This is a genomic window from Xenophilus azovorans DSM 13620, from assembly GCF_000745855.1.
Lineage (GTDB): Bacteria > Pseudomonadota > Gammaproteobacteria > Burkholderiales > Burkholderiaceae_C > Xenophilus > Xenophilus azovorans.
On record NZ_JQKD01000011.1, the window covers coordinates 94,650 to 111,602 of the forward strand.

17 protein-coding genes are annotated in these 16,953 nt (G+C 71.1%); 14 read left to right on the forward strand and 3 right to left on the reverse strand.

Annotation, left to right across the window (positions count from 1 at the left end):
- From Q392_RS08350 to Q392_RS08360, 3 genes are all read left to right on the forward strand, one after another.
- On the forward strand, window positions 1-1,476 hold the full coding sequence (locus Q392_RS08350; protein ID WP_038204502.1) for a malonyl-CoA decarboxylase: 1,476 nt from the start codon (window positions 1-3) through the stop codon (window positions 1,474-1,476).
- Between the two features lie 82 nt (window positions 1,477-1,558).
- A complete protein-coding gene (locus tag Q392_RS08355) occupies window positions 1,559-2,545 on the forward strand; it encodes a Bug family tripartite tricarboxylate transporter substrate binding protein (protein WP_038204505.1) in 987 nt (328 codons plus the stop codon).
- A gap of 81 nt (window positions 2,546-2,626) precedes the next feature.
- Window positions 2,627-4,171 carry a malonate--CoA ligase gene (locus Q392_RS08360; RefSeq protein ID WP_038204508.1) on the forward strand — a complete coding sequence of 515 codons (1,545 nt, stop codon included), beginning with the start codon at window positions 2,627-2,629 and terminating at the stop codon, window positions 4,169-4,171.
- Between the two features lie 42 nt (window positions 4,172-4,213).
- Here the strand turns inward: Q392_RS08360 and Q392_RS08365 are convergent, their stop codons facing one another.
- Complete coding sequence (locus Q392_RS08365) at window positions 4,214-4,639, reverse strand: universal stress protein (RefSeq protein ID WP_038204519.1); 426 nt, start codon at window positions 4,637-4,639, stop codon at window positions 4,214-4,216.
- A 243-nt stretch (window positions 4,640-4,882) separates the two neighbouring features.
- Here Q392_RS08365 and Q392_RS08370 point away from each other — a divergent pair, with 243 nt between their 5' ends.
- From Q392_RS08370 to Q392_RS08410, 9 genes are all read left to right on the forward strand, one after another.
- Window positions 4,883-7,285 carry a heavy metal translocating P-type ATPase gene (locus Q392_RS08370; RefSeq protein WP_038204804.1) on the forward strand — a complete coding sequence of 801 codons (2,403 nt, stop codon included), beginning with the start codon at window positions 4,883-4,885 and terminating at the stop codon, window positions 7,283-7,285.
- A 195-nt stretch (window positions 7,286-7,480) separates the two neighbouring features.
- Window positions 7,481-7,618 carry a cbb3-type cytochrome oxidase assembly protein CcoS gene (ccoS, locus tag Q392_RS08375; RefSeq protein ID WP_038204530.1) on the forward strand — a complete coding sequence of 46 codons (138 nt, stop codon included), beginning with the start codon at window positions 7,481-7,483 and terminating at the stop codon, window positions 7,616-7,618.
- A gap of 66 nt (window positions 7,619-7,684) precedes the next feature.
- Window positions 7,685-9,118 carry a cytochrome-c oxidase, cbb3-type subunit I gene (gene ccoN, locus Q392_RS08380; RefSeq protein WP_038204533.1) on the forward strand — a complete coding sequence of 478 codons (1,434 nt, stop codon included), beginning with the start codon at window positions 7,685-7,687 and terminating at the stop codon, window positions 9,116-9,118.
- Between the two features lie 22 nt (window positions 9,119-9,140).
- Window positions 9,141-9,767 (forward strand): cytochrome-c oxidase, cbb3-type subunit II, encoded by a 627-nt coding sequence (gene ccoO / locus Q392_RS08385; protein ID WP_038204536.1) that lies wholly within the window; start codon window positions 9,141-9,143, stop codon window positions 9,765-9,767.
- Window positions 9,768-9,795: 28 nt separating this feature from the next.
- Window positions 9,796-9,933 (forward strand): CcoQ/FixQ family Cbb3-type cytochrome c oxidase assembly chaperone, encoded by a 138-nt coding sequence (locus Q392_RS08390; protein ID WP_038204539.1) that lies wholly within the window; start codon window positions 9,796-9,798, stop codon window positions 9,931-9,933.
- A gap of 39 nt (window positions 9,934-9,972) precedes the next feature.
- On the forward strand, window positions 9,973-10,890 hold the full coding sequence (ccoP, locus tag Q392_RS08395) for a cytochrome-c oxidase, cbb3-type subunit III (RefSeq protein WP_038204542.1): 918 nt from the start codon (window positions 9,973-9,975) through the stop codon (window positions 10,888-10,890).
- A gap of 11 nt (window positions 10,891-10,901) precedes the next feature.
- Window positions 10,902-12,359: a cytochrome c oxidase accessory protein CcoG gene (ccoG, locus tag Q392_RS08400; protein WP_051953094.1), complete on the forward strand. Its 1,458-nt coding sequence runs from the start codon at window positions 10,902-10,904 to the stop codon at window positions 12,357-12,359.
- 68 nt (window positions 12,360-12,427) lie between these two features.
- The gene (locus Q392_RS08405; RefSeq protein ID WP_038204544.1) at window positions 12,428-12,700 is read left to right on the forward strand and encodes a FixH family protein; all 273 of its coding nucleotides are present in this window, start codon (window positions 12,428-12,430) and stop codon (window positions 12,698-12,700) included.
- A gap of 12 nt (window positions 12,701-12,712) precedes the next feature.
- Window positions 12,713-12,955 carry a hypothetical protein gene (locus tag Q392_RS08410; protein ID WP_038204547.1) on the forward strand — a complete coding sequence of 81 codons (243 nt, stop codon included), beginning with the start codon at window positions 12,713-12,715 and terminating at the stop codon, window positions 12,953-12,955.
- Between the two features lie 23 nt (window positions 12,956-12,978).
- Here Q392_RS08410 and Q392_RS08415 read toward each other — a convergent pair whose 3' ends face one another.
- Both Q392_RS08415 and Q392_RS08420 read right to left on the reverse strand, forming a co-directional pair.
- Entirely contained in the window at window positions 12,979-13,737 is a 759-nt protein-coding gene (locus tag Q392_RS08415) for a GntR family transcriptional regulator (RefSeq protein ID WP_038204550.1), read from the reverse strand.
- A gap of 6 nt (window positions 13,738-13,743) precedes the next feature.
- The gene (locus Q392_RS08420) at window positions 13,744-15,435 is read right to left on the reverse strand and encodes a sigma-54-dependent Fis family transcriptional regulator (protein ID WP_038204553.1); all 1,692 of its coding nucleotides are present in this window, start codon (window positions 15,433-15,435) and stop codon (window positions 13,744-13,746) included.
- A 283-nt stretch (window positions 15,436-15,718) separates the two neighbouring features.
- Here Q392_RS08420 and Q392_RS08425 point away from each other — a divergent pair, with 283 nt between their 5' ends.
- Both Q392_RS08425 and Q392_RS08430 read left to right on the forward strand, forming a co-directional pair.
- Complete coding sequence (locus tag Q392_RS08425; protein WP_038204556.1) at window positions 15,719-15,916, forward strand: phenol hydroxylase subunit; 198 nt, start codon at window positions 15,719-15,721, stop codon at window positions 15,914-15,916.
- Window positions 15,917-15,945: 29 nt separating this feature from the next.
- The gene (locus Q392_RS08430; RefSeq protein ID WP_038204572.1) at window positions 15,946-16,938 is read left to right on the forward strand and encodes a ferritin family protein; all 993 of its coding nucleotides are present in this window, start codon (window positions 15,946-15,948) and stop codon (window positions 16,936-16,938) included.
- Window positions 16,939-16,953: the final 15 nt, after the last annotated feature.

Consider the following 16,953-nt stretch of genomic DNA (forward strand, 5'->3'; position numbering starts at 1 on the left):
ATGACGCCTCCCGAATGGATCCAGCGCGGCGTGTCGCTGCTCAAGCCTTCCGAGAAGAACGCGGACGCCGCGGCACGCCCCGCGCGCGCGCCGGCCGCGAAGAAGCCCGCGGCCGACGCGCGCGCGCCGCGCACCCTGGCCGAGCGGCTGGAGGCGACCCTGCGCCGCCACGGCGAGGCGATGGCGCCGCGTACGCTGCGCAAGGCGCTGGAGGACCTGCAGGCGGTGGTCGACCCGCGCGTGAGCGAGGTCGAGGCCGGCCGGCGCGCGCACGACATCGCGCTCTGGTACGCGCAGCTGCCGCGCGAGGAGCGGCGCGACGTCTGGCTGCTGATGAACGAGTGCTTCGCGCCCGACGCCGCGAAGCTCAAGGCCGCGCACGCGCAGTTCGAGTCGGCGGCGACCGGCTCGGCCGAGCACGGCCAGGCCGAGGTGCGGCTGCGCCGCGCGCTGGTCTCGCCACGTGCGCGGCTGCTGCAGCGCTTCGCCATCCACCCGGAGGGCCTGCGCTTCCTGGTCGAGCTGCGCGCCGAGCTGCTGGCGGAGCTGAAGAAGGACCGCCGCCTGCTCGCGCTCGACGCCGAGCTGGAGCAGCTGTTCTCGACCTGGTTCGACGTGGCCTTCCTCGAGCTGCAGCGCATCAGCTGGGACTCGCCCGCCTCGCTGATCGAGCGGCTGATCGAGTACGAGGCGGTGCACGACATCAAGAGCTGGTCGGACGTGAAGAACCGGCTGGACGAGCGCGACCGGCGCTGCTACGGCTTCTTCCATCCGCGCATGCCGGGCGTGCCGCTGATCTTCGTGGAGGTGGCGCTGACGCAGGCCATCAGCGACAGCATCACGCCGCTGCTGGACGAGTCGGCCAAGCCGGGCGCCGAGAAGGCCGGCACGGCGATCTTCTATTCGATCAGCAGCACGCAGGCCGGCCTGCGCGGCGTGAGCTTCGGCGACTCGCTCATCAAGCGCGTGGTGGAGACGCTGCGCGAGGAATTCCCCAAGCTCAAGACCTTCGCCACGCTCTCGCCCATCCCCGGCCTGCGGCAGTGGGTGGGGCAGAACGCGGCGACGCTGCTGCCGCGCCTGCCCGAGAAGCAGGCCGAGGCGCTGGGCCGCGCGCTGGGCGCGCTGCCGCCCACGGCCGACCGCCTGCTGCCGGCGCTGGACGAGGCGCTGGCGATGACGCCGCGCTCGCCGCTGCGCCAGGTGCTGACGCAGTTCGCCGCCGAGTACCTGGGGCGCGCGCTCGTCGACGGCCGCCCCGTGGACGCGGTGGCGCGCTTCCACCTGGGCAACGGCGCGCGGGTGGAGCGGCTGAACTGGGCCGCCGACCCGTCGCCCAAGGGCGTGAAGCAGTCCTGGGGCCTGATGGTCAACTACCTGTACGACCTCAAGCGGCTGGACAAGCACCGCGAAATGCTGGCCGGCGGGCGGATTCCCGTCTCCGGGGACGTGGAAGCCCTGATGCTCAAGACCTGAAACAGCCTTCACCATTCCGGGCCGACCTCATCGACACGGACGCCGAAGGCCCCGGCGTCGCCACTACAGGAGACAAGAGACCATGATCCATGACATGCAACGGCGCGACATGCTGCGCCTGGCGGCCGCGGGCGCCGCCCTGGCCGGCTTCGGGGCACGCGCCGACGCCAACTGGCCCTCCAAGCCGGTGACGCTGGTGGTGCCGTTTCCGGCCGGCGGCGGCACGGACGCCTTCGCGCGGCCGCTCGCCGCCCAGTTCTCCAAGGCCACCGGCCAGACGCTGGTGATCGACAACCGCGGCGGCGCCGGCGGGACCGTGGGCGCCAGCATCGCCGCCAAGGCGCAGCCGGACGGCTACACGCTGTTCATGGGCGCGGTGCACCATGCCATCGCGCCGTCCATCTATCCCAGGCTGGACTACGACATCGAGAAGGACTTCGTGCCCATCATGCTGCTGGCGAACGTGCCGCAGGTGGTGGTGGTCAACCCGCGCCGCGTCACGCAGAACACGCTGCAGGAGTTCGTCGCCTACGCCAAGAAGAACCCCGGCAAGCTCAACTACGCCAGCGCCGGCGCCGGCACCTCGCACCACCTGGCGGGCGAGCTGTTCAAGCTGCAGACGGGCACCTTCATCACCCACATCCCGTACCGCGGCGCCGGGCCGATGCTGCAGGACCTGATCGCCGGCAACGTGGACTGCGGCTTCGACGGCCTGGGCTCCTCGGCCCAGCACATCAAGGCCGGGCGCATCAAGGCGCTGATGGTCGCCGGCAGCCAGCGCAACCCGGCCTTCCCCGACGTGCCCTGCGCCAGCGAGGTGGGCCTGCCGGACTACACCGTCACCACCTGGTACGGCCTGTGGGCGCCCAAGGGCACGCCGCCCGAGGCGGTGGCGCGCATCACCGAGAGCATGCGCAAGGCCCTGGCGACGGACGAGACGCGCACCATCTGGACCAGCAACGGCTCGGAGATCCCGAACCTCACCGGCGCGGCCTACGGCCAGTTCGTCGGCAGCGAAGTCCGCCGCTGGGCAGGGGTCGTCAAGGCCTCGGGGGCCAAACTGGAGTAGAACCGGCCCTTCGCCGCCATCCGCAGAAAAAGAACCGCCGCCGCCTCCGGGCGGCGGCCTGCCATTTCGCAGCAGCACACCATGAGCCCGACTTCCTCCTCCGCCAACGCCAACCTCTTCGCCGCCCTGCGCGCGGCCTTCCCGCACGACCTGGACGCCATTGCCGTGGAGACGGACGACGGCCTGGCCTATTCCTGGCGCGACCTGGACCGAGCCAGCGCCATGATCGCCAACCTGCTGGTCGCCCTGAAGCTCAAGGAGGGCGCGCGCATCGCGGTGCAGGTGGAGAAGTCGGTCGAGGCCATGCTGCTGTACCTGGCCACGCTGCGGGCGGGCTACGTCTTCCTGCCGCTGAACACGGCCTACCAGAGCGCGGAGATCGAGTACTTCGTCACCAACGCCGAGCCCGAGGTGGTGGTGTGCACCAGCCGCAATGCGCCCTGGGTCGGGCCCATCGCGCAGAAGGCGAAGACCCGGCACGTCTTCACCCTGGACGACGACCGCACCGGCACGCTGCTGGAGATGGCCGCCCAGTGCAGCGACGAGCACCGCATCGCGGTGAAGAAGCCCGACGACCTGGCCGCCATCCTCTACACCAGCGGCACCACCGGCCGCAGCAAGGGCGCGATGCTCACGCACCGCAACCTGCTGTCCAACGCCGAGGTGCTGAAGGACTACTGGGGCTGGACCCACGGCGACGTGCTGCTGCACGCGCTGCCCATCTTCCACGTGCACGGCCTGTTCGTCGCCATCCACGGTGCGCTGCTCAACGGCAGCAAGATGATCTGGTTCGCGAAGTTCGACCCGAAGCGCGTCATCGCCCGCATGCCGGAGGCGACCGTGTTCATGGGCGTGCCCACGCTGTACGTGCGCATGTTGGCCGAGCCCACGCTCACGCACAAGCAGTGCGAGGACATGCGCCTGTTCATCTCCGGCTCGGCGCCGCTGCTGATCGAGACCTTCACCGAGTGGCAGCAGCGCACCGGCCACACCATCCTGGAGCGCTACGGCATGAGCGAGACCATCATGCTCACCTCCAATCCCTACACCTCGGTGCAGGGCGCGCGGCGCGGCGGCACGGTGGGCTTCCCGCTGCCGGGCGTGAGCCTGCGCGTGCGGGACGACCAGGGCGGGGAGTGCGCCACCGACGAGATCGGCAACATCGAGGTCAGCGGCCCCAACGTCTTCGCCGGCTACTGGCGCATGCCGGAGAAGACCAAGGAGGAGTTCACCGCCGACGGCTACTTCCGCACCGGCGACGTGGGCAAGGTCGACGGCCTGGGCTACGTCACCATCGTCGGCCGCAGCAAGGACCTGATCATCAGCGGCGGCTACAACGTCTACCCGGCCGAGATCGAGGGCTACATCAACGAGCTGCCCGGCGTGGCCGAGAGCGCGCTGGTGGGCGTGCCGCACCCGGATTTCGGCGAGGTGGGCATCGCCATCGTCGTGCCGCGGGCCGGCGCCACGCTGGACGCCGAGGCCATCGTGGCCGAACTCAAGGGCAAGCTGGCCAACTTCAAGATCCCCAAGCGCTGCTTCGTGGCGGAAGACCTGCCGCGCAACACCATGGGCAAGGTGCAGAAGGCGCTGCTGCGGGGGCAGTACAAGAACCTGTTCGGCTGACCTGCCGCCGCCCTGCCCGCGGCGGGGCGGCAGGGGGCGGGCTCACTGCACCAGCAGCACCGACATGCCCGCCTCGGCGATCACCTTGGTCGCCACCGAGCCCATCAGCGCCCGGCCGATCGTGCCGTGGCCGTGGGTGCCCATGACGATGAGGCCGGCGCCGGCCTCCTTGGCTGCGCGCACGATCTCCTCCGCCGCGCGGCCGTGCCGCGCCAGGACCTGGTAGCCGGCGATGCCGTGGCCGTCGAGGATGGCCTTGACCGGGTCGATCACCTTGGCCGATTCCTCGGCGTAGTACTCGTCCAGCGTGCTCTTGCTGATGTGGCGCGCCACGTGGCCGGGGATGCCGGCGCACACGTTCAGCACGACCAGCTCGTTGCCGTCCACGAACATGCCGCGGTGGCCGGCCAGGTAGTCGATGGCCTTGCGGGTGAAGGGGCTGCCGTCGACGGCGATGAGGATCTTCATGCGGTATCTCCTTGGGAGGAATGAGAAGGTATTCAGGGCAGGGCGGCGCGTCCTGCCGCCACGGTTGCGTTTGTAGCCGTGCCGGCACCGGGCGGCGCGCATGCTGCGGCGTCGCGTGGGGTTGTTGCCCGGTGCAGCAAGGCCGCGGGTGAACGGCGGTGCCAGCTTAGTGTGCCCGTCTGCCGGCGGATTGACGCAGGTCAAGACTGTTCGCCGCTGCCCGGCGCACCATGGGCGCCCATGATGCAGGCCGCCCTTGCCACCGATACGGCGCCGCCGGCGCCCCGGCCCGGCCGCGGCGCCGTGCCGGACGCCGACCGCGACGCCGCGTCGTGGACGCTGCTCGACGACCCGCAGGAGTGGGCCGCCTTCGGCCGCCCGCTGGGCGCCGCCGAAGCACCGGCCTGCTGGGAGTCGCACGTCGCCGTGGAGGGCATCCACTGCGCCGCCTGCGCCATGACCATCGAGGACGCGCTGGGCGCCGTGCCGGGCGTGCAGGCGGTGCGCGTCAACGCCGCCAGCCGGCGCGCGCGCATCGTGTGGTCGCCGGCCGAGGCGCGCCCCTCGCAATGGTTCGCCGCCGCCGCGCAGGCCGGCTACCGCTTCGTGCCCGCCGGCGACGTCTCGCGCCAGCAGGCCCGCCGCATCGAGTCGCGCCGGGCGCTGTTCCGCTGGCTGGTCTCGGGCCTGTGCATGATGCAGGTGATGATGTACGCCGTGCCCGCCTACGTGGCCGGGCCCGGCGACATGACGCGCGACATCGAGCTGCTGCTGCGCTGGGCCTCCTGGGTGCTCACCTTGCCGGTGATGCTGTTCGCCTGCGGCCCCTTCTTCTCCGGCGCCTGGCGCGACCTGACCAGGCCCCCAGGGCCGGCCGTGGGCCGGCCCGCCCCCCGAGGGGGAGCAAGAAGGCTTGGGGCGGCCCTGCGCCTTCTTGGGCAACGCCGCATCAGCATGGACCTGCCGGTGTCGCTGGGCATCCTCATCACCTTCTTCGTCAGCACGGCCGGCACCTTCGACCCCGACGGGCCGCTGGGCCGCGAGGTCTTCTTCGACTCGCTGACCATGTTCGTCTTCTTCCTGCTCACCGGCCGCTGGCTGGAGGCGCGCCTGCGCGACCGCACCGCCGGCGCGCTGGACGCGCTGATGGGCCGGCTGCCCGACAGCGTGGAGCGCCGCGGCCCGGACGGCGGCTTCGCCCCCGTGGCCGCCCACCGGTTGGCGCCGGGCGACGTGATCCGCGTGCGGCCGGGCGAGGCCTTCGCCGCCGACGGGGTGGTCATCGAAGGCGACACCTCGGCCGACGAGGCGCTGCTCACCGGCGAATCCACGCCCGTGCCGCGCCCCTGCGGCGCCCGCGTGCTGGCCGGCAGCCACAACCTGGGCGCGGCGGTGCTGGTGCAGGTGGGCGCGGTGGGGCAGGCCACCCGCTTCGGCCAGATCGTCGCGCTGATGGAGGACGCCGCCACGCAGAAGCCGCGGCTGGCGCAGCTGGCCGACCGCGTGGCGCGGCCCTTCCTGGTGGCGGTGCTGGCCGCCGCCGCGCTGGCCGCCGTGTGGTGGTGGCCCGCCGGGCCGGGGCATGCGCTGATGGTGGCCGCCTCGGTGCTCATCGTCACCTGCCCCTGTGCGCTGTCGCTGGCGACGCCCGCGGCGATGCTGGCCAGCGCCGGCGAGCGCGCACGCCAGGGCGTGCTGGTGGCCCGGCTGCAGGCGCTCGAATCGCTGGCCGCGGTCGACACGGTGGTGTTCGACAAGACCGGCACGCTCACCCGCCGCCAGCCGCGGCTGGCGCGCATCTACAGCCGCCGAGGCGTGCCGCCCGGCGATGCGCTGGCGCTGGCCGCCGCGCTGGCCGAGGCCACGCTGCACCCCGCCGCGCAGGCGCTGGCCGATGCCTGGCGCGCCCAGGGCGCTGTCAGCAACTGGGTTCTGGCCGAGGCGCAGGAGCACGCGGGGCAGGGCGTGCAGGGCCGCTTGCGCCCCCGCCGGCCCGGCGGCGCGGCGCGCGCGCTGCGGCTGGGCTCGGCCGCCTTCTGCGGCGTGCCGCGGCTGGATGTGCCCGCCATGCAGGTCCACCTGAGCGGCGATGACGGCTGGGTCGCCAGCTTCGTGCTGGAGGAGGACCTGCGCGCCGACGCCGCTGAGGCCGTGGCCGCGCTGGGCGGCGAGGGCGTGCAGGTGCAGTTGCTGTCCGGCGACCGCGACGCCGCCGCCCGCCGTCTGGCGGCCGGGGCCGGCATCGCCCTGGCGCGCGGCGGCTGCCTGCCGGAGGACAAGCTCGACGCCGTGCGCCGCATGCAGGCCGCCGGCCGCCGCGTGGCGATGGTGGGCGACGGGCTGAACGACGGCCCGGTGATCGCCCAGGCCGACGCCTCCTTCGCCTTCGGCCATGCGGTCGCGCTGACCAGCGCGCGGGCCGACTTCATCGTGCTGGGCGACGCGCTGTCGGCCATCCCCGCCACGCTGTCGCAGGCGCGGCGCACGCTGCGGGTGGTGCGGCAGAACCTCGCCTGGTCGGCCGCCTACAACGCCGTCAGCGTGCCGCTGGCCCTGGCCGGCTGGATGCCCGCCTGGCTGGCCGGGCTGGGCATGGCCGCCAGCTCGCTGCTGGTGGTGCTCAACAGCGCCCGGCTGGCGAAATGAAGCACCCCCCAAGCCGCTTCGCGGCTCCCCCCTCTCTGGCGCCTTCGGCTTGGAGGGGGGCGCACCCAGAGGCCTGGCGAAGCCAGTTCCTCGGGTGCCCTGGCATGGCCTGCTCCGCGGCCTTCGGAACAGAGACGGCCGATGTGTTTCACCCGTTGCGGGTGGCGCGCAGCGCCATGGATGACTGAAAAGAAGATGGAGATCCTTTTCGTCCTCGTCCCGCTGTCGGTCGTGCTGGTGCTGCTCATCGTCGCCGGGCTGTGGTGGGCCGTCGAGCGTGGCCAGTTCGACGACATCGAGCAGGAAGGCGAGCGCATTCTGCGCGGCGATTGATCTTCGTCAAACCGATGCCGGGAACCGGCACGGAAACTGGCTTTTGTCCCATCCACCGTACCCACGATGCAGTCAAACCACACACCCGCGGCGGTCTACAACGACACGGTCGTCCGCCAGTTCTCCCTGATGGCCGTGGTCTGGGGCGTGGTCGGCATGGCGGTCGGCGTCCTCATCGCCGCGCAGCTGACCTGGCCCGAGCTGAACCTGGGCATCCCCTGGCTGAGCTACGGCCGCCTGCGGCCGCTGCACACCAACGCGGTGATCTTCGCCTTCGGCGGCTGCGCCCTGATCGGCACCAGCTTCCACGTGGTGCAGCGCACCTGCCAGGTGCCGCTGTTCGCGCCCAAGCTGGCCTCCTTCGTCTTCTGGGGCTGGCAGGCGGTGATCGTGGCGGCGGCCATCTCGCTGCCGCTGGGCTACACGCAGGGCAAGGAATACGCCGAGCTGGAGTGGCCCATCGACATCCTGATCACCCTGGTGTGGGTGGCCTACGCGATCGTCTTCTTCGGCACCGTGGGCACGCGCAAGGTGCGCCACATCTACGTGGCCAACTGGTTCTACGGCGGCTTCATCCTGGCCATCGCGCTGCTGCACGTGGTCAACAGCGCCGCCATCCCGGCCGGCTGGATGAAGAGCTACGCCGCCTATGCGGGCGTGCAGGACGCGATGGTGCAGTGGTGGTACGGCCACAACGCCGTCGGCTTCTTCCTCACCGCCGGCTTCCTCGGGATGATGTACTACTACATCCCCAAGCAGGCCGAGCGCCCGGTCTACAGCTACCGCCTGTCGATCGTGCACTTCTGGGCGCTGATCTTCACCTACATGTGGGCCGGCCCGCACCACCTGCACTACACCGCGCTGCCGGACTGGACGCAGTCGGTGGGCATGGTGTTTTCGCTGATCCTGCTGGCCCCGAGCTGGGGCGGGATGATCAACGGGATCATGACCCTCTCGGGCGCCTGGCACAAGCTGCGCACCGACCCGATCCTGCGCTTCCTGATCGTGGCCCTGTCCTTCTACGGCATGTCCACCTTCGAGGGCCCGATGATGTCCATCAAGACCGTCAACGCGCTCTCGCACTACACCGACTGGACCGTCGGCCACGTGCACGCCGGCGCGCTGGGCTGGGTGGGCCTGATCACGATGGGCTCGCTGTACTACCTGATCCCGCGCATGTACGGCCGCACCGCGATGCACAGCGTCAAGGCCATCGAGCTGCACTTCTGGCTGTCCACCATCGGCATCGTGCTGTACATCGCGGCGATGTGGATCGCCGGCGTGATGCAGGGCCTGATGTGGCGCGCCATCAACCCCGACGGCACGCTGACCTACACCTTCGCCGAAAGCGTCAAGGCCACCTTCCCCTTCTATGTGGTGCGCCTGACCGGCGGCGTGCTGTTCCTCGGCGGCATGCTGGTGATGGCCTGGAACACATGGATGACGGTGGCCCGCGGCCGCGCGACGCGCGCGCCCATCCCGGCCGTCGCCCACGCATGAACGAACAGCGAGAACAACGAGCATGAGCACCCCAAGCCAGAAGTCCGGCTTCTCCCACGAGAAGATCGAGACCAACAACTTCCTGATGATCGTGCTGATCGTGCTGGTCGTCGCCGTCGGCGGCCTGGTCGAGATCGTGCCGCTGTACTTCCAGAAGTCCACCACCGAGCCGATCGCCGGGCTGAAGCCGCCCACCGCGCTGCAGCTGGCGGGGCGCGACATCTACGTGCGCGAGGGTTGCTACAACTGCCACTCGCAGATGATCCGCCCCTTCCGCGCCGAGACGCTGCGCTACGGCCACTACTCGGTGGCCGGCGAGTTCGTCTACGACCACCCCTTCCAGTGGGGCAGCAAGCGCACCGGCCCCGACCTGCACCGCGTGGGCGGCAAGTACAGCGACGAATGGCACCGCGTGCACCTGAACAACCCGCGCGACGTGGTGCCGGAGTCGAACATGCCCGCCTACCCCTGGCTGGAGAAGACGCCGGTGGACGCGGACGCCATCCCGCGCCACATGGCCGCGCTGCGCAAGGTGGGCGTGCCCTACACCGACGAGGAGATCGCCGGCGCCCGCGCCGAGGTCGAGGGCAAGACCGAGATGGACGCCACGATCGCCTACCTGCAGTCGCTGGGCCGCCTGCTCAAGTAAGCCGCCGTCACCTGAACCGGGAGCCGTCATGGACCTCACCTTCCTGCGCGAAGCCGCCACCGTCATCTGTTTCCTGCTGTTCATCGGCATCGTGGCCTGGGCCTATGCGGGCCGCAACCGCGAACGCTTCGAGGAGGCCGCGCGCCTGCCCTTCGAACAGGACTGAGCGCGTTCTCGCCAACCCCACGACGACAAGAACATTCCCATGAGCGATTTCGTCAGCAACTTCTGGTCGAACTATGTGGCCGGCGCCTCGGTGCTCGGCATCCTTGGCTGCCTGCTGCTGCTGTGGCTCACGGCGCGCAAGCGCACCCCGTCCGCCGGCACCGACAACACCACCGGCCACGTGTGGGACGGCGACCTGCGCGAGGCCAACAACCCGATGCCGATGTGGTGGATGGGCCTGTTCGTCATCACCATCGTGTTCTCGCTGGCCTACCTGTTCTTCTACCCGGGGCTGGGCAAGGCCGAAGGCCAGCTCGGCTGGACCTCGGCCGGCCAGTACGAGGCCGAGGTGAAGAAGGCCGAGGCCGAACTGGCGCCCGTGTACCAGCGCTTCGCATCGATGTCTGTCGAGCAGATGGCTGCCGACCCAGCCGCGCAGGCCATCGGCGAGCGCCTGTTCATGAACAACTGCGCCCAGTGCCACGGCTCCGACGCGCGCGGCAGCAGGGGCTTTCCCAACCTGACGGACAACGACTGGCTGTACGGCGGCGAGCCGGCCGCGATCGTCGAGACCATCACCAAGGGCCGCCAGGGCGTGATGCCGCCGATGGCCGCCGCGGTGGGCACCGCCGACGACGTGAAGAACGTGGCGAACTACGTGCTGAGCCTGTCGAACAGCCCGCACGACTCGGTGCGCGCCGGCCTGGGCAAGGCCAAGTTCGCCGCCTGTGCGGCCTGCCACGGCCCCACCGGCGGCGGCAACCCGGCGCTGGGCGCACCGCGGCTGTCCGACAACATCTGGCTGCACGGCTACGGCGAGGCGGCCATCGTCTCGGCCATCACCAACGGCCGGCACGGCGAGATGCCGGCGCAGGAAGGCCGGCTGACCGAGGCCCAGATCCAGGTGCTGGCGTCCTACGTCTGGGGCCTGTCGAACCGCCCGGTCGCAGCGCGCTGAGGGCGGGCGTCATGGACGAGTCCGGCCAGCAGCAGGGCGCGCCGGCGCCGCGCGCCGCGCGCAGGGTGATCCCCATCGCCGCCGCGCCGCAGGAGGCGGACGGCGCGCTCTACGCCGCCTCGAAGAAGGTCTATCCGCGCAGCATCCAGGGCCTGTTCTCGCGCTGGCGCTGGATCATGGTCTTCGCCACGCAGCTGGTCTTCTACGGCCTGCCGTGGCTGCAGTGGGGCGACCGGCAGTCGGTGCTGTTCGACCTGGCGGCGCGGCGCTTCTACCTGTTCGGCCTGGTGCTGTACCCGCAGGACCTGATCTACCTGGCGGGCCTGCTGGTCATCTGCGCGCTGTCGCTGTTCCTCTTCACCGCGGTGGCGGGGCGCCTGTGGTGCGGCTTCAGCTGCCCGCAGACGGTCTACACCGAGATCTTCATGTGGGTGGAGCAGAAGATCGAGGGCAACCGCAGCGCCCGCATCCGGCTGGACGGCGAGCCGCTGTCGATGGAGAAGCTGGTCAAGAAGTGGTTCAAGCACCTGGTCTGGATCGGCATCTCGCTGTGGACCGGCTTCACCTTCGTCGGCTACTTCACGCCCATCCGCGACCTCGGCATGGCCTTCCTGCAGACGCAGATGGGCTCGTGGGAGGTGTTCTGGGTCTTCTTCTACGGCTTCGCCACCTACGGCAACGCCGGCTTCATGCGCGAGCAGGTGTGCAAGTACATGTGCCCCTACGCGCGCTTCCAGAGCGCGATGTTCGACCGCGACACGCTGATCGTCAGCTACGACCCGCAGCGCGGCGAGCCGCGCGGCCCGCGCCGCAAGGACGCCGACGCGAAGGCCGCCGGCCTGGGCGACTGCATCGACTGCAGCCTGTGCGTGCAGGTGTGCCCGGTGGGCATCGACATCCGCGACGGGCTGCAGTACGAGTGCATCGGCTGCGGCCTGTGCGTGGACGCCTGCAACTCGGTGATGGACAAGGTGGGCTATCCGCGCGGCCTGATCCGCTACGACACGCAGAACGGCATGGCCGCGCGCTGGACGCCGCGCCAGTTGCTGCGCCGCGTGCTGCGGCCGCGCGTGCTGATCTACACCGGCGTGCTGGCCGTGATGGTGGCGGGCCTGCTGGGCAGCCTGGTGGTGCGCACGCCGCTGAAGGTGGACGTGGTGCGCGACCGCGCCTCGCTGGCGCGGCTGGTGGAGGGCGGCCGGCTGGAGAACGTCTACCGGCTGCAGATCATGAACGCCACCGAGCGGCCGCAGCGCTACCGCATCGACGCGCGCGGGCTGGACGGGCTGGCCGTGGCCAGCGAGACGCAGGTGGAGATCGGCCCCGCGGACTCGCGCTGGGTGGCGGTGCGCCTGCAGATCATGGACGGCAGCGCCACGCCCGGCTCGCACGCCATCCACTTCGACGTGCGGCAGGAGGGCGGCGGCGCACAGGTCTCCGAGAAGGCCGTGTTCCTGGTGCCGCGCTGAGAGCGTGAGAAGCATTCGGCCATGACCGCTCACGCTTTGAATTCCGCTTTCAAGAAAGGCTTGCTGCAATGACCGACCAGAAGACCGACGAAGGCGCCTCGCCCTGGTGGCGCCACCCGATCATGTGGATGGTGGTGGGCGGCCCCGCCGCCGTGGTGGTGGCCGGCTGCGTGACGGCATGGATCGCCGTGCACGGCGCCGACCCGGTGGTGGACGCCGACTACTACCGCCACGGCGTCGAGATCAACCGCACGCTGGGCGCCAAGGCCATGCTGCCGGCGCAGACCGGCCGCAACCACGCCATGACGCCGGCGCGCGACCTGCCGCCGGCGAAGCCCTGAGGAGGCCCCGCGATGCAGGCGCGCCGCGTGATGGCTGTGGGCTGGTCGTCCTTCCTGGCGGCCTGCGTGCTCGAGTTCCTGGTGTTCGCCTGTGTCGATCCGGGCGAGCTGCAGTGGTTCGGTCAGGCGCTGCCGCCGAGCCGCCAGCTCGTGTACGCGCTGTCCTTCTTCGTCTTCTGGACCGTGACGGCCCTGTCGGGCGCCCTGGCGCTGCTGCTGACGCGCTCGTCGGCCGAGATCAACCAGGCGCCCTGAGCGCGTCTTCGGTTCACACCTTCTCAGGCCTGCCGCAGCGTCGCCGGCGCGCTGCCGGGCAGCACCACCGTGCCTTCGCGCAGCGCCCGCAGCAGCACGTGCGGCGTGGCCCAGATGTGGGCCTCCAGCGCCAGCGCGGCGCGCGCCTCCAGGCCGGCGATGGCCAGCTCGTAGATCTCCCGGTGCTCGGCGTGCACGTCGCGCTCGCTGCCGGGCAGGCCCATCGCATAGCTGCGGTAGCGCTCGCTGTGGCGCGACAGCAGGCGCAGCACGTGCAGCGTCCACGGCGAGGCGTGGCCCGACAGCAGCGCCTCGTGGAAGCGCAGGTTCAGCACCTCCCACTGGCGCCGCCGGCCGGGCGCGATCGGCCGCTCCTCGGCCGACAGCGCCTCGTAGGCCGCCGTCAGGGCGTCGCGCCAAGCCGCGTCGCCGTGCCGTATCGACAGCCGCAGCGCCTCGGTCTCGATGTGCACGCGCAGCCGCGTGATGTCCTCCAGTTCCTCGATGGCGATGGGCGCCACGCGAAAGCCGCGCTGGCCCTCGGCGCTGACCAGCGCGTCGCTGACCAGCCGCGTCAGCGCCTCGCGCAGCGTGCCGGCGCCCACCTGGTGCGCCACGCGCAGGTGCTCGATGCGCAGCTTGCTGCCGGGCGCCAGCCGTCCTTCGACGATGGCGTCGCGCAGCGTGGCGTAGGTCTGCTCGATCAGCGTGCGGGAGCCGTTGGTGTCCGGCGCGTCGTTGGCGGGCAGGGCCCGCAGGGGCAGGAATGAACGTTTGGCCATGCTGTGTCAGGAGGCATTGCGTGCGCGCTCCTGCAGGCGCGAGAGGCGATAGCTGAGCTGTGGACGCGTGATGCCGAGCGCGCGCGCCGCCGCGGCCAGGTTGCCGCCGGCGCGCTGCACGGCCTCGCGGATCAGGGCGTCTTCCATCGCGTCCAGGGTGAGGCCGCTGCGCTGCAGCGCCTCGTAGAGCCCGGCGGGGGGCGCGCACACGGCCGGGCTTTCCAGCTGGCCGGCGGCGTTCAGCGTCAGGGCGTCGGCCGAGGGCGCCTGGGGGAACAGCATCGGCGCGTCCACCAGCTCGCCGTGCACGGCCAGGATCACGCCGCGCTCGATCAGGTTCTCCAGCTCGCGCACGTTGCCCGGCCAGTCGTGGTGGCGCATCGCGGTCATCGCCAGGTCGGTGAAGCCGGCCACGCGCTTGCCGTGCGCGGCGGCGTACTGGTGCAGCAGGTGCATGGCCAGCGGCTCGATGTCGTCCACGCGCTCGCGCAGCGGCGGGATGCGGATCGGGTAGACGTTCAGGCGGTAGAGCAGGTCGCGGCGGAAGCGGCCTTCCTCCACCGCCTTCTCCAGGTCGACGTTGGTGGCCGCCACCACGCGCACGTCGACCTTGCGCGGCTGGCTGGCGCCCAGGCGCTCCACCTCGCCCTGCTGCAGCACGCGCAGCAGCTTGGCCTGGGCGGGCAGGGGCAGTTCGCCCAGCTCGTCCAGCAGCAGCGTGCCGCCGTGCGCGCGCTCGAAGCGGCCCACGCGCGCGGCGGTGGCGCCGGTGTAGGCGCCTTTCTCGGCGCCGAAGAGTTCGCTCTCGATCAGCTCGGCGGGCAGCGCGGCGCAGTTCACCGCCACGAAGGGCTTGTCGGCGCGCGGGCCCATGGCGTGCAGGGCGCGGGCGAAGCGCTCCTTGCCCACGCCGGTCTCGCCGGTCAGCAGCACCGTCACCTGCGTCGGCGCGGCCTTGCGCAGCAGCGCCACCGTCTCCTGGAACGCGCGTGAGCGGCCCAGCAGCGGGCCCTGTTCGTCGGCCGGCTCGAGCTGCGTGCGCAGCGCCTCCACCTGCGACTGCAGCTCGTCCAGGCGCACCAGCATCGAGTCGGGGTCGTAGTCGCGCGCGAGCTGCTCGCCGTCGGGCCACTCGTGCACGAAACGGCCTTCGATCAGGCAGTGCTCGGCGCCGCAGGCGGTGCACTGCACTTCCTTGAACAGTGCCGGGCGGCGGAAGAAGCCGCTGGTGTAGCCCGAGGCGTAGCCCAGCAGCATCCAGCACACGGGGGCGTCCTGCGGGCCGAAGTCGCGCTGGTGCACCTCGGCCTCCCAGCTGTGGTCCCACTGGAAGACACCGTGGAAGTGGCCGGCCGCCTCGTCGAGGTCGAACACGCGCGGCGCCACGCGCACCATGCCTTCGAGCATGTGCAGCTGCGGCCCGACCGAGAAGGCATCGAAGACGGAGGCGTCGGGGCGCACCTGCCGCGCCAGCAGCGCGTCGCGCTCGCCCGAGGCGTAGCCCGCGCGCATCAGCAGGCGGCGCGTGTGCGCCGGGCCGATGCTGCTCATCAGCTCGCGCCGCAGCGCCTGGATGGCCGCCGCATGGACCAGCAGCATGCGCTGGCCCGACAGCCAGATGCGGCCGTCGACGGTGGAGAAGTGCACCAGCCGGCGCAGGTCGTCGTCGGAGGGCAGAGGCGGGATCGGCGGCGGCATGTCGGAAAGTATCGATAAATTGGCCTGGACCGTCCACCCGGGGCAATCCCTCGACGCTCCGGGATTGATCTTTTCATGCAGCCGCCCGGCGGGGCTTCATCAAATCATCATGCTGCTGCGCAGCAATCACGCCGCGCCGGCGGGTGCGATCCGCCGAAACGCCGCCGATGCCGGCCGGGACAGGCCGATTCCTAGGGGCAAACCCTCAATTTATCGACATTTTTGGGCGACTGGCACGCACCGTGCAAAACAGGCTGCGCAACGCCGACCTCACGAGAACGCCATGCCCATCCCTGCCACAGACCCCCCCGCCTGCGACCTGAGCCAGCGCTTCGTGCGCGTGCTGGGCCGGCGCGACAACGGCTTCGTCGAGTTCGCGTTCTCGCTCGGCTGGCCCGAGCTGTCGGTGGACCTGCTGCTGCCCGAGCCGGACTTCGAGGCCTTCTGCCGCACGCACCGGGTGCAGCAGCTCGACGACTGAATCCCTTCACCCCGAGGAGACAACGCCCCATGAACATCGACCTGCAGGCGCGCGAGATCCAGCCGCTGCGCCAGACCTTCGCCCGCGTGGCGGCCTACACCGGCGACAAGCCCGCGTCGCGCTACCTCGAGGCCACGCTGGGCGCGCAGCCCGCGGCGAACTTCCACTACCGGCCGACCTGGGAGCCGGAGTTCGAGCTGTTCGACACCGGCCGCACGGCGGTGCGCATGGCCGACTGGTACGCGCTGCGCGATCCGCGCCAGTACTACTACGCCACCTGGACCATGGCCCGCGCGCGCCAGCAGGACGCGATGGAGTCCAACTACCAGTTCGTCGAGTCGCGCGGGCTGGTGGGCAAGATGTCCGACGCGCTGCGCGCCAGGGCCTGCGCCGTGCTGATGCCGCTGCGCCACGTGGCCTGGGGCGGCAACATGAACAACTGCAACGTGTGCGCGCGCGGCTACGGCACCGCCTTCACCGCGCCGGCCATGTTCCACGCGATGGACCACCTGGGCGTGGCCCAGTACCTGACGCGCCTGGGCCTGGTGATGGACGAGCCCGGCGTGCTGGAGGCCGGCCGCAACGACTGGCTGCAGGCGCCGTGCTGGCAGGTGCTGCGCCGCTACGTGGAAGACACGCTGGTGCTGCAGGACCCCTTCGAGCTGTTCGTGGCGCAGAACCTGGCGCTCGACGGCCTGCTGTACCCGCTGATCTACGGCCAGTTCGTCGACGAGCACCTGGCGCTGCAGGGCGGCACCGCGGTGGCGATGCTCACCGCCTTCATGCCCGAGTGGCACGACGAGAGCGCGCGCTGGATCGACGCGGTGGTCAAGGTGGCGGCGGCCGAGTCGCCGGAGAACCTGGCGCTGATCTCCGGCTGGTATGCCGCCTACGCCCAGGCCGCACAGGCCGCGCTGGCGCCGGTGGCCGACCTGGCGCTGGGCGAGCAGGGCGCCGGCGCGCTGCAGGCCGTGCGCGAGGCGCTCGACGCCCGCGCCCGCAAGGCCGGCCTGGCCGTCTGAGGAGCACGCCATGAG

Coding starts and splice junctions, on each gene's coding strand:
- Q392_RS08350 (WP_038204502.1), top strand. CDS start 1: ATGACGCCTCCCGAATGGATCCAGCGCGGCGTGTCGCTGCTCAAGCCT.
- Q392_RS08355 (WP_038204505.1), top strand. CDS start 1,559: ATGATCCATGACATGCAACGGCGCGACATGCTGCGCCTGGCGGCCGCG.
- Q392_RS08360 (WP_038204508.1), top strand. CDS start 2,627: ATGAGCCCGACTTCCTCCTCCGCCAACGCCAACCTCTTCGCCGCCCTG.
- Q392_RS08365 (WP_038204519.1), bottom strand. CDS start 4,639: ATGAAGATCCTCATCGCCGTCGACGGCAGCCCCTTCACCCGCAAGGCC.
- Q392_RS08370 (WP_038204804.1), top strand. CDS start 4,883: ATGCAGGCCGCCCTTGCCACCGATACGGCGCCGCCGGCGCCCCGGCCC.
- ccoS (WP_038204530.1), top strand. CDS start 7,481: ATGGAGATCCTTTTCGTCCTCGTCCCGCTGTCGGTCGTGCTGGTGCTG.
- ccoN (WP_038204533.1), top strand. CDS start 7,685: ATGCAGTCAAACCACACACCCGCGGCGGTCTACAACGACACGGTCGTC.
- ccoO (WP_038204536.1), top strand. CDS start 9,141: ATGAGCACCCCAAGCCAGAAGTCCGGCTTCTCCCACGAGAAGATCGAG.
- Q392_RS08390 (WP_038204539.1), top strand. CDS start 9,796: ATGGACCTCACCTTCCTGCGCGAAGCCGCCACCGTCATCTGTTTCCTG.
- ccoP (WP_038204542.1), top strand. CDS start 9,973: ATGAGCGATTTCGTCAGCAACTTCTGGTCGAACTATGTGGCCGGCGCC.
- ccoG (WP_051953094.1), top strand. CDS start 10,902: ATGGACGAGTCCGGCCAGCAGCAGGGCGCGCCGGCGCCGCGCGCCGCG.
- Q392_RS08405 (WP_038204544.1), top strand. CDS start 12,428: ATGACCGACCAGAAGACCGACGAAGGCGCCTCGCCCTGGTGGCGCCAC.
- Q392_RS08410 (WP_038204547.1), top strand. CDS start 12,713: ATGCAGGCGCGCCGCGTGATGGCTGTGGGCTGGTCGTCCTTCCTGGCG.
- Q392_RS08415 (WP_038204550.1), bottom strand. CDS start 13,737: ATGGCCAAACGTTCATTCCTGCCCCTGCGGGCCCTGCCCGCCAACGAC.
- Q392_RS08420 (WP_038204553.1), bottom strand. CDS start 15,435: ATGCCGCCGCCGATCCCGCCTCTGCCCTCCGACGACGACCTGCGCCGG.
- Q392_RS08425 (WP_038204556.1), top strand. CDS start 15,719: ATGCCCATCCCTGCCACAGACCCCCCCGCCTGCGACCTGAGCCAGCGC.
- Q392_RS08430 (WP_038204572.1), top strand. CDS start 15,946: ATGAACATCGACCTGCAGGCGCGCGAGATCCAGCCGCTGCGCCAGACC.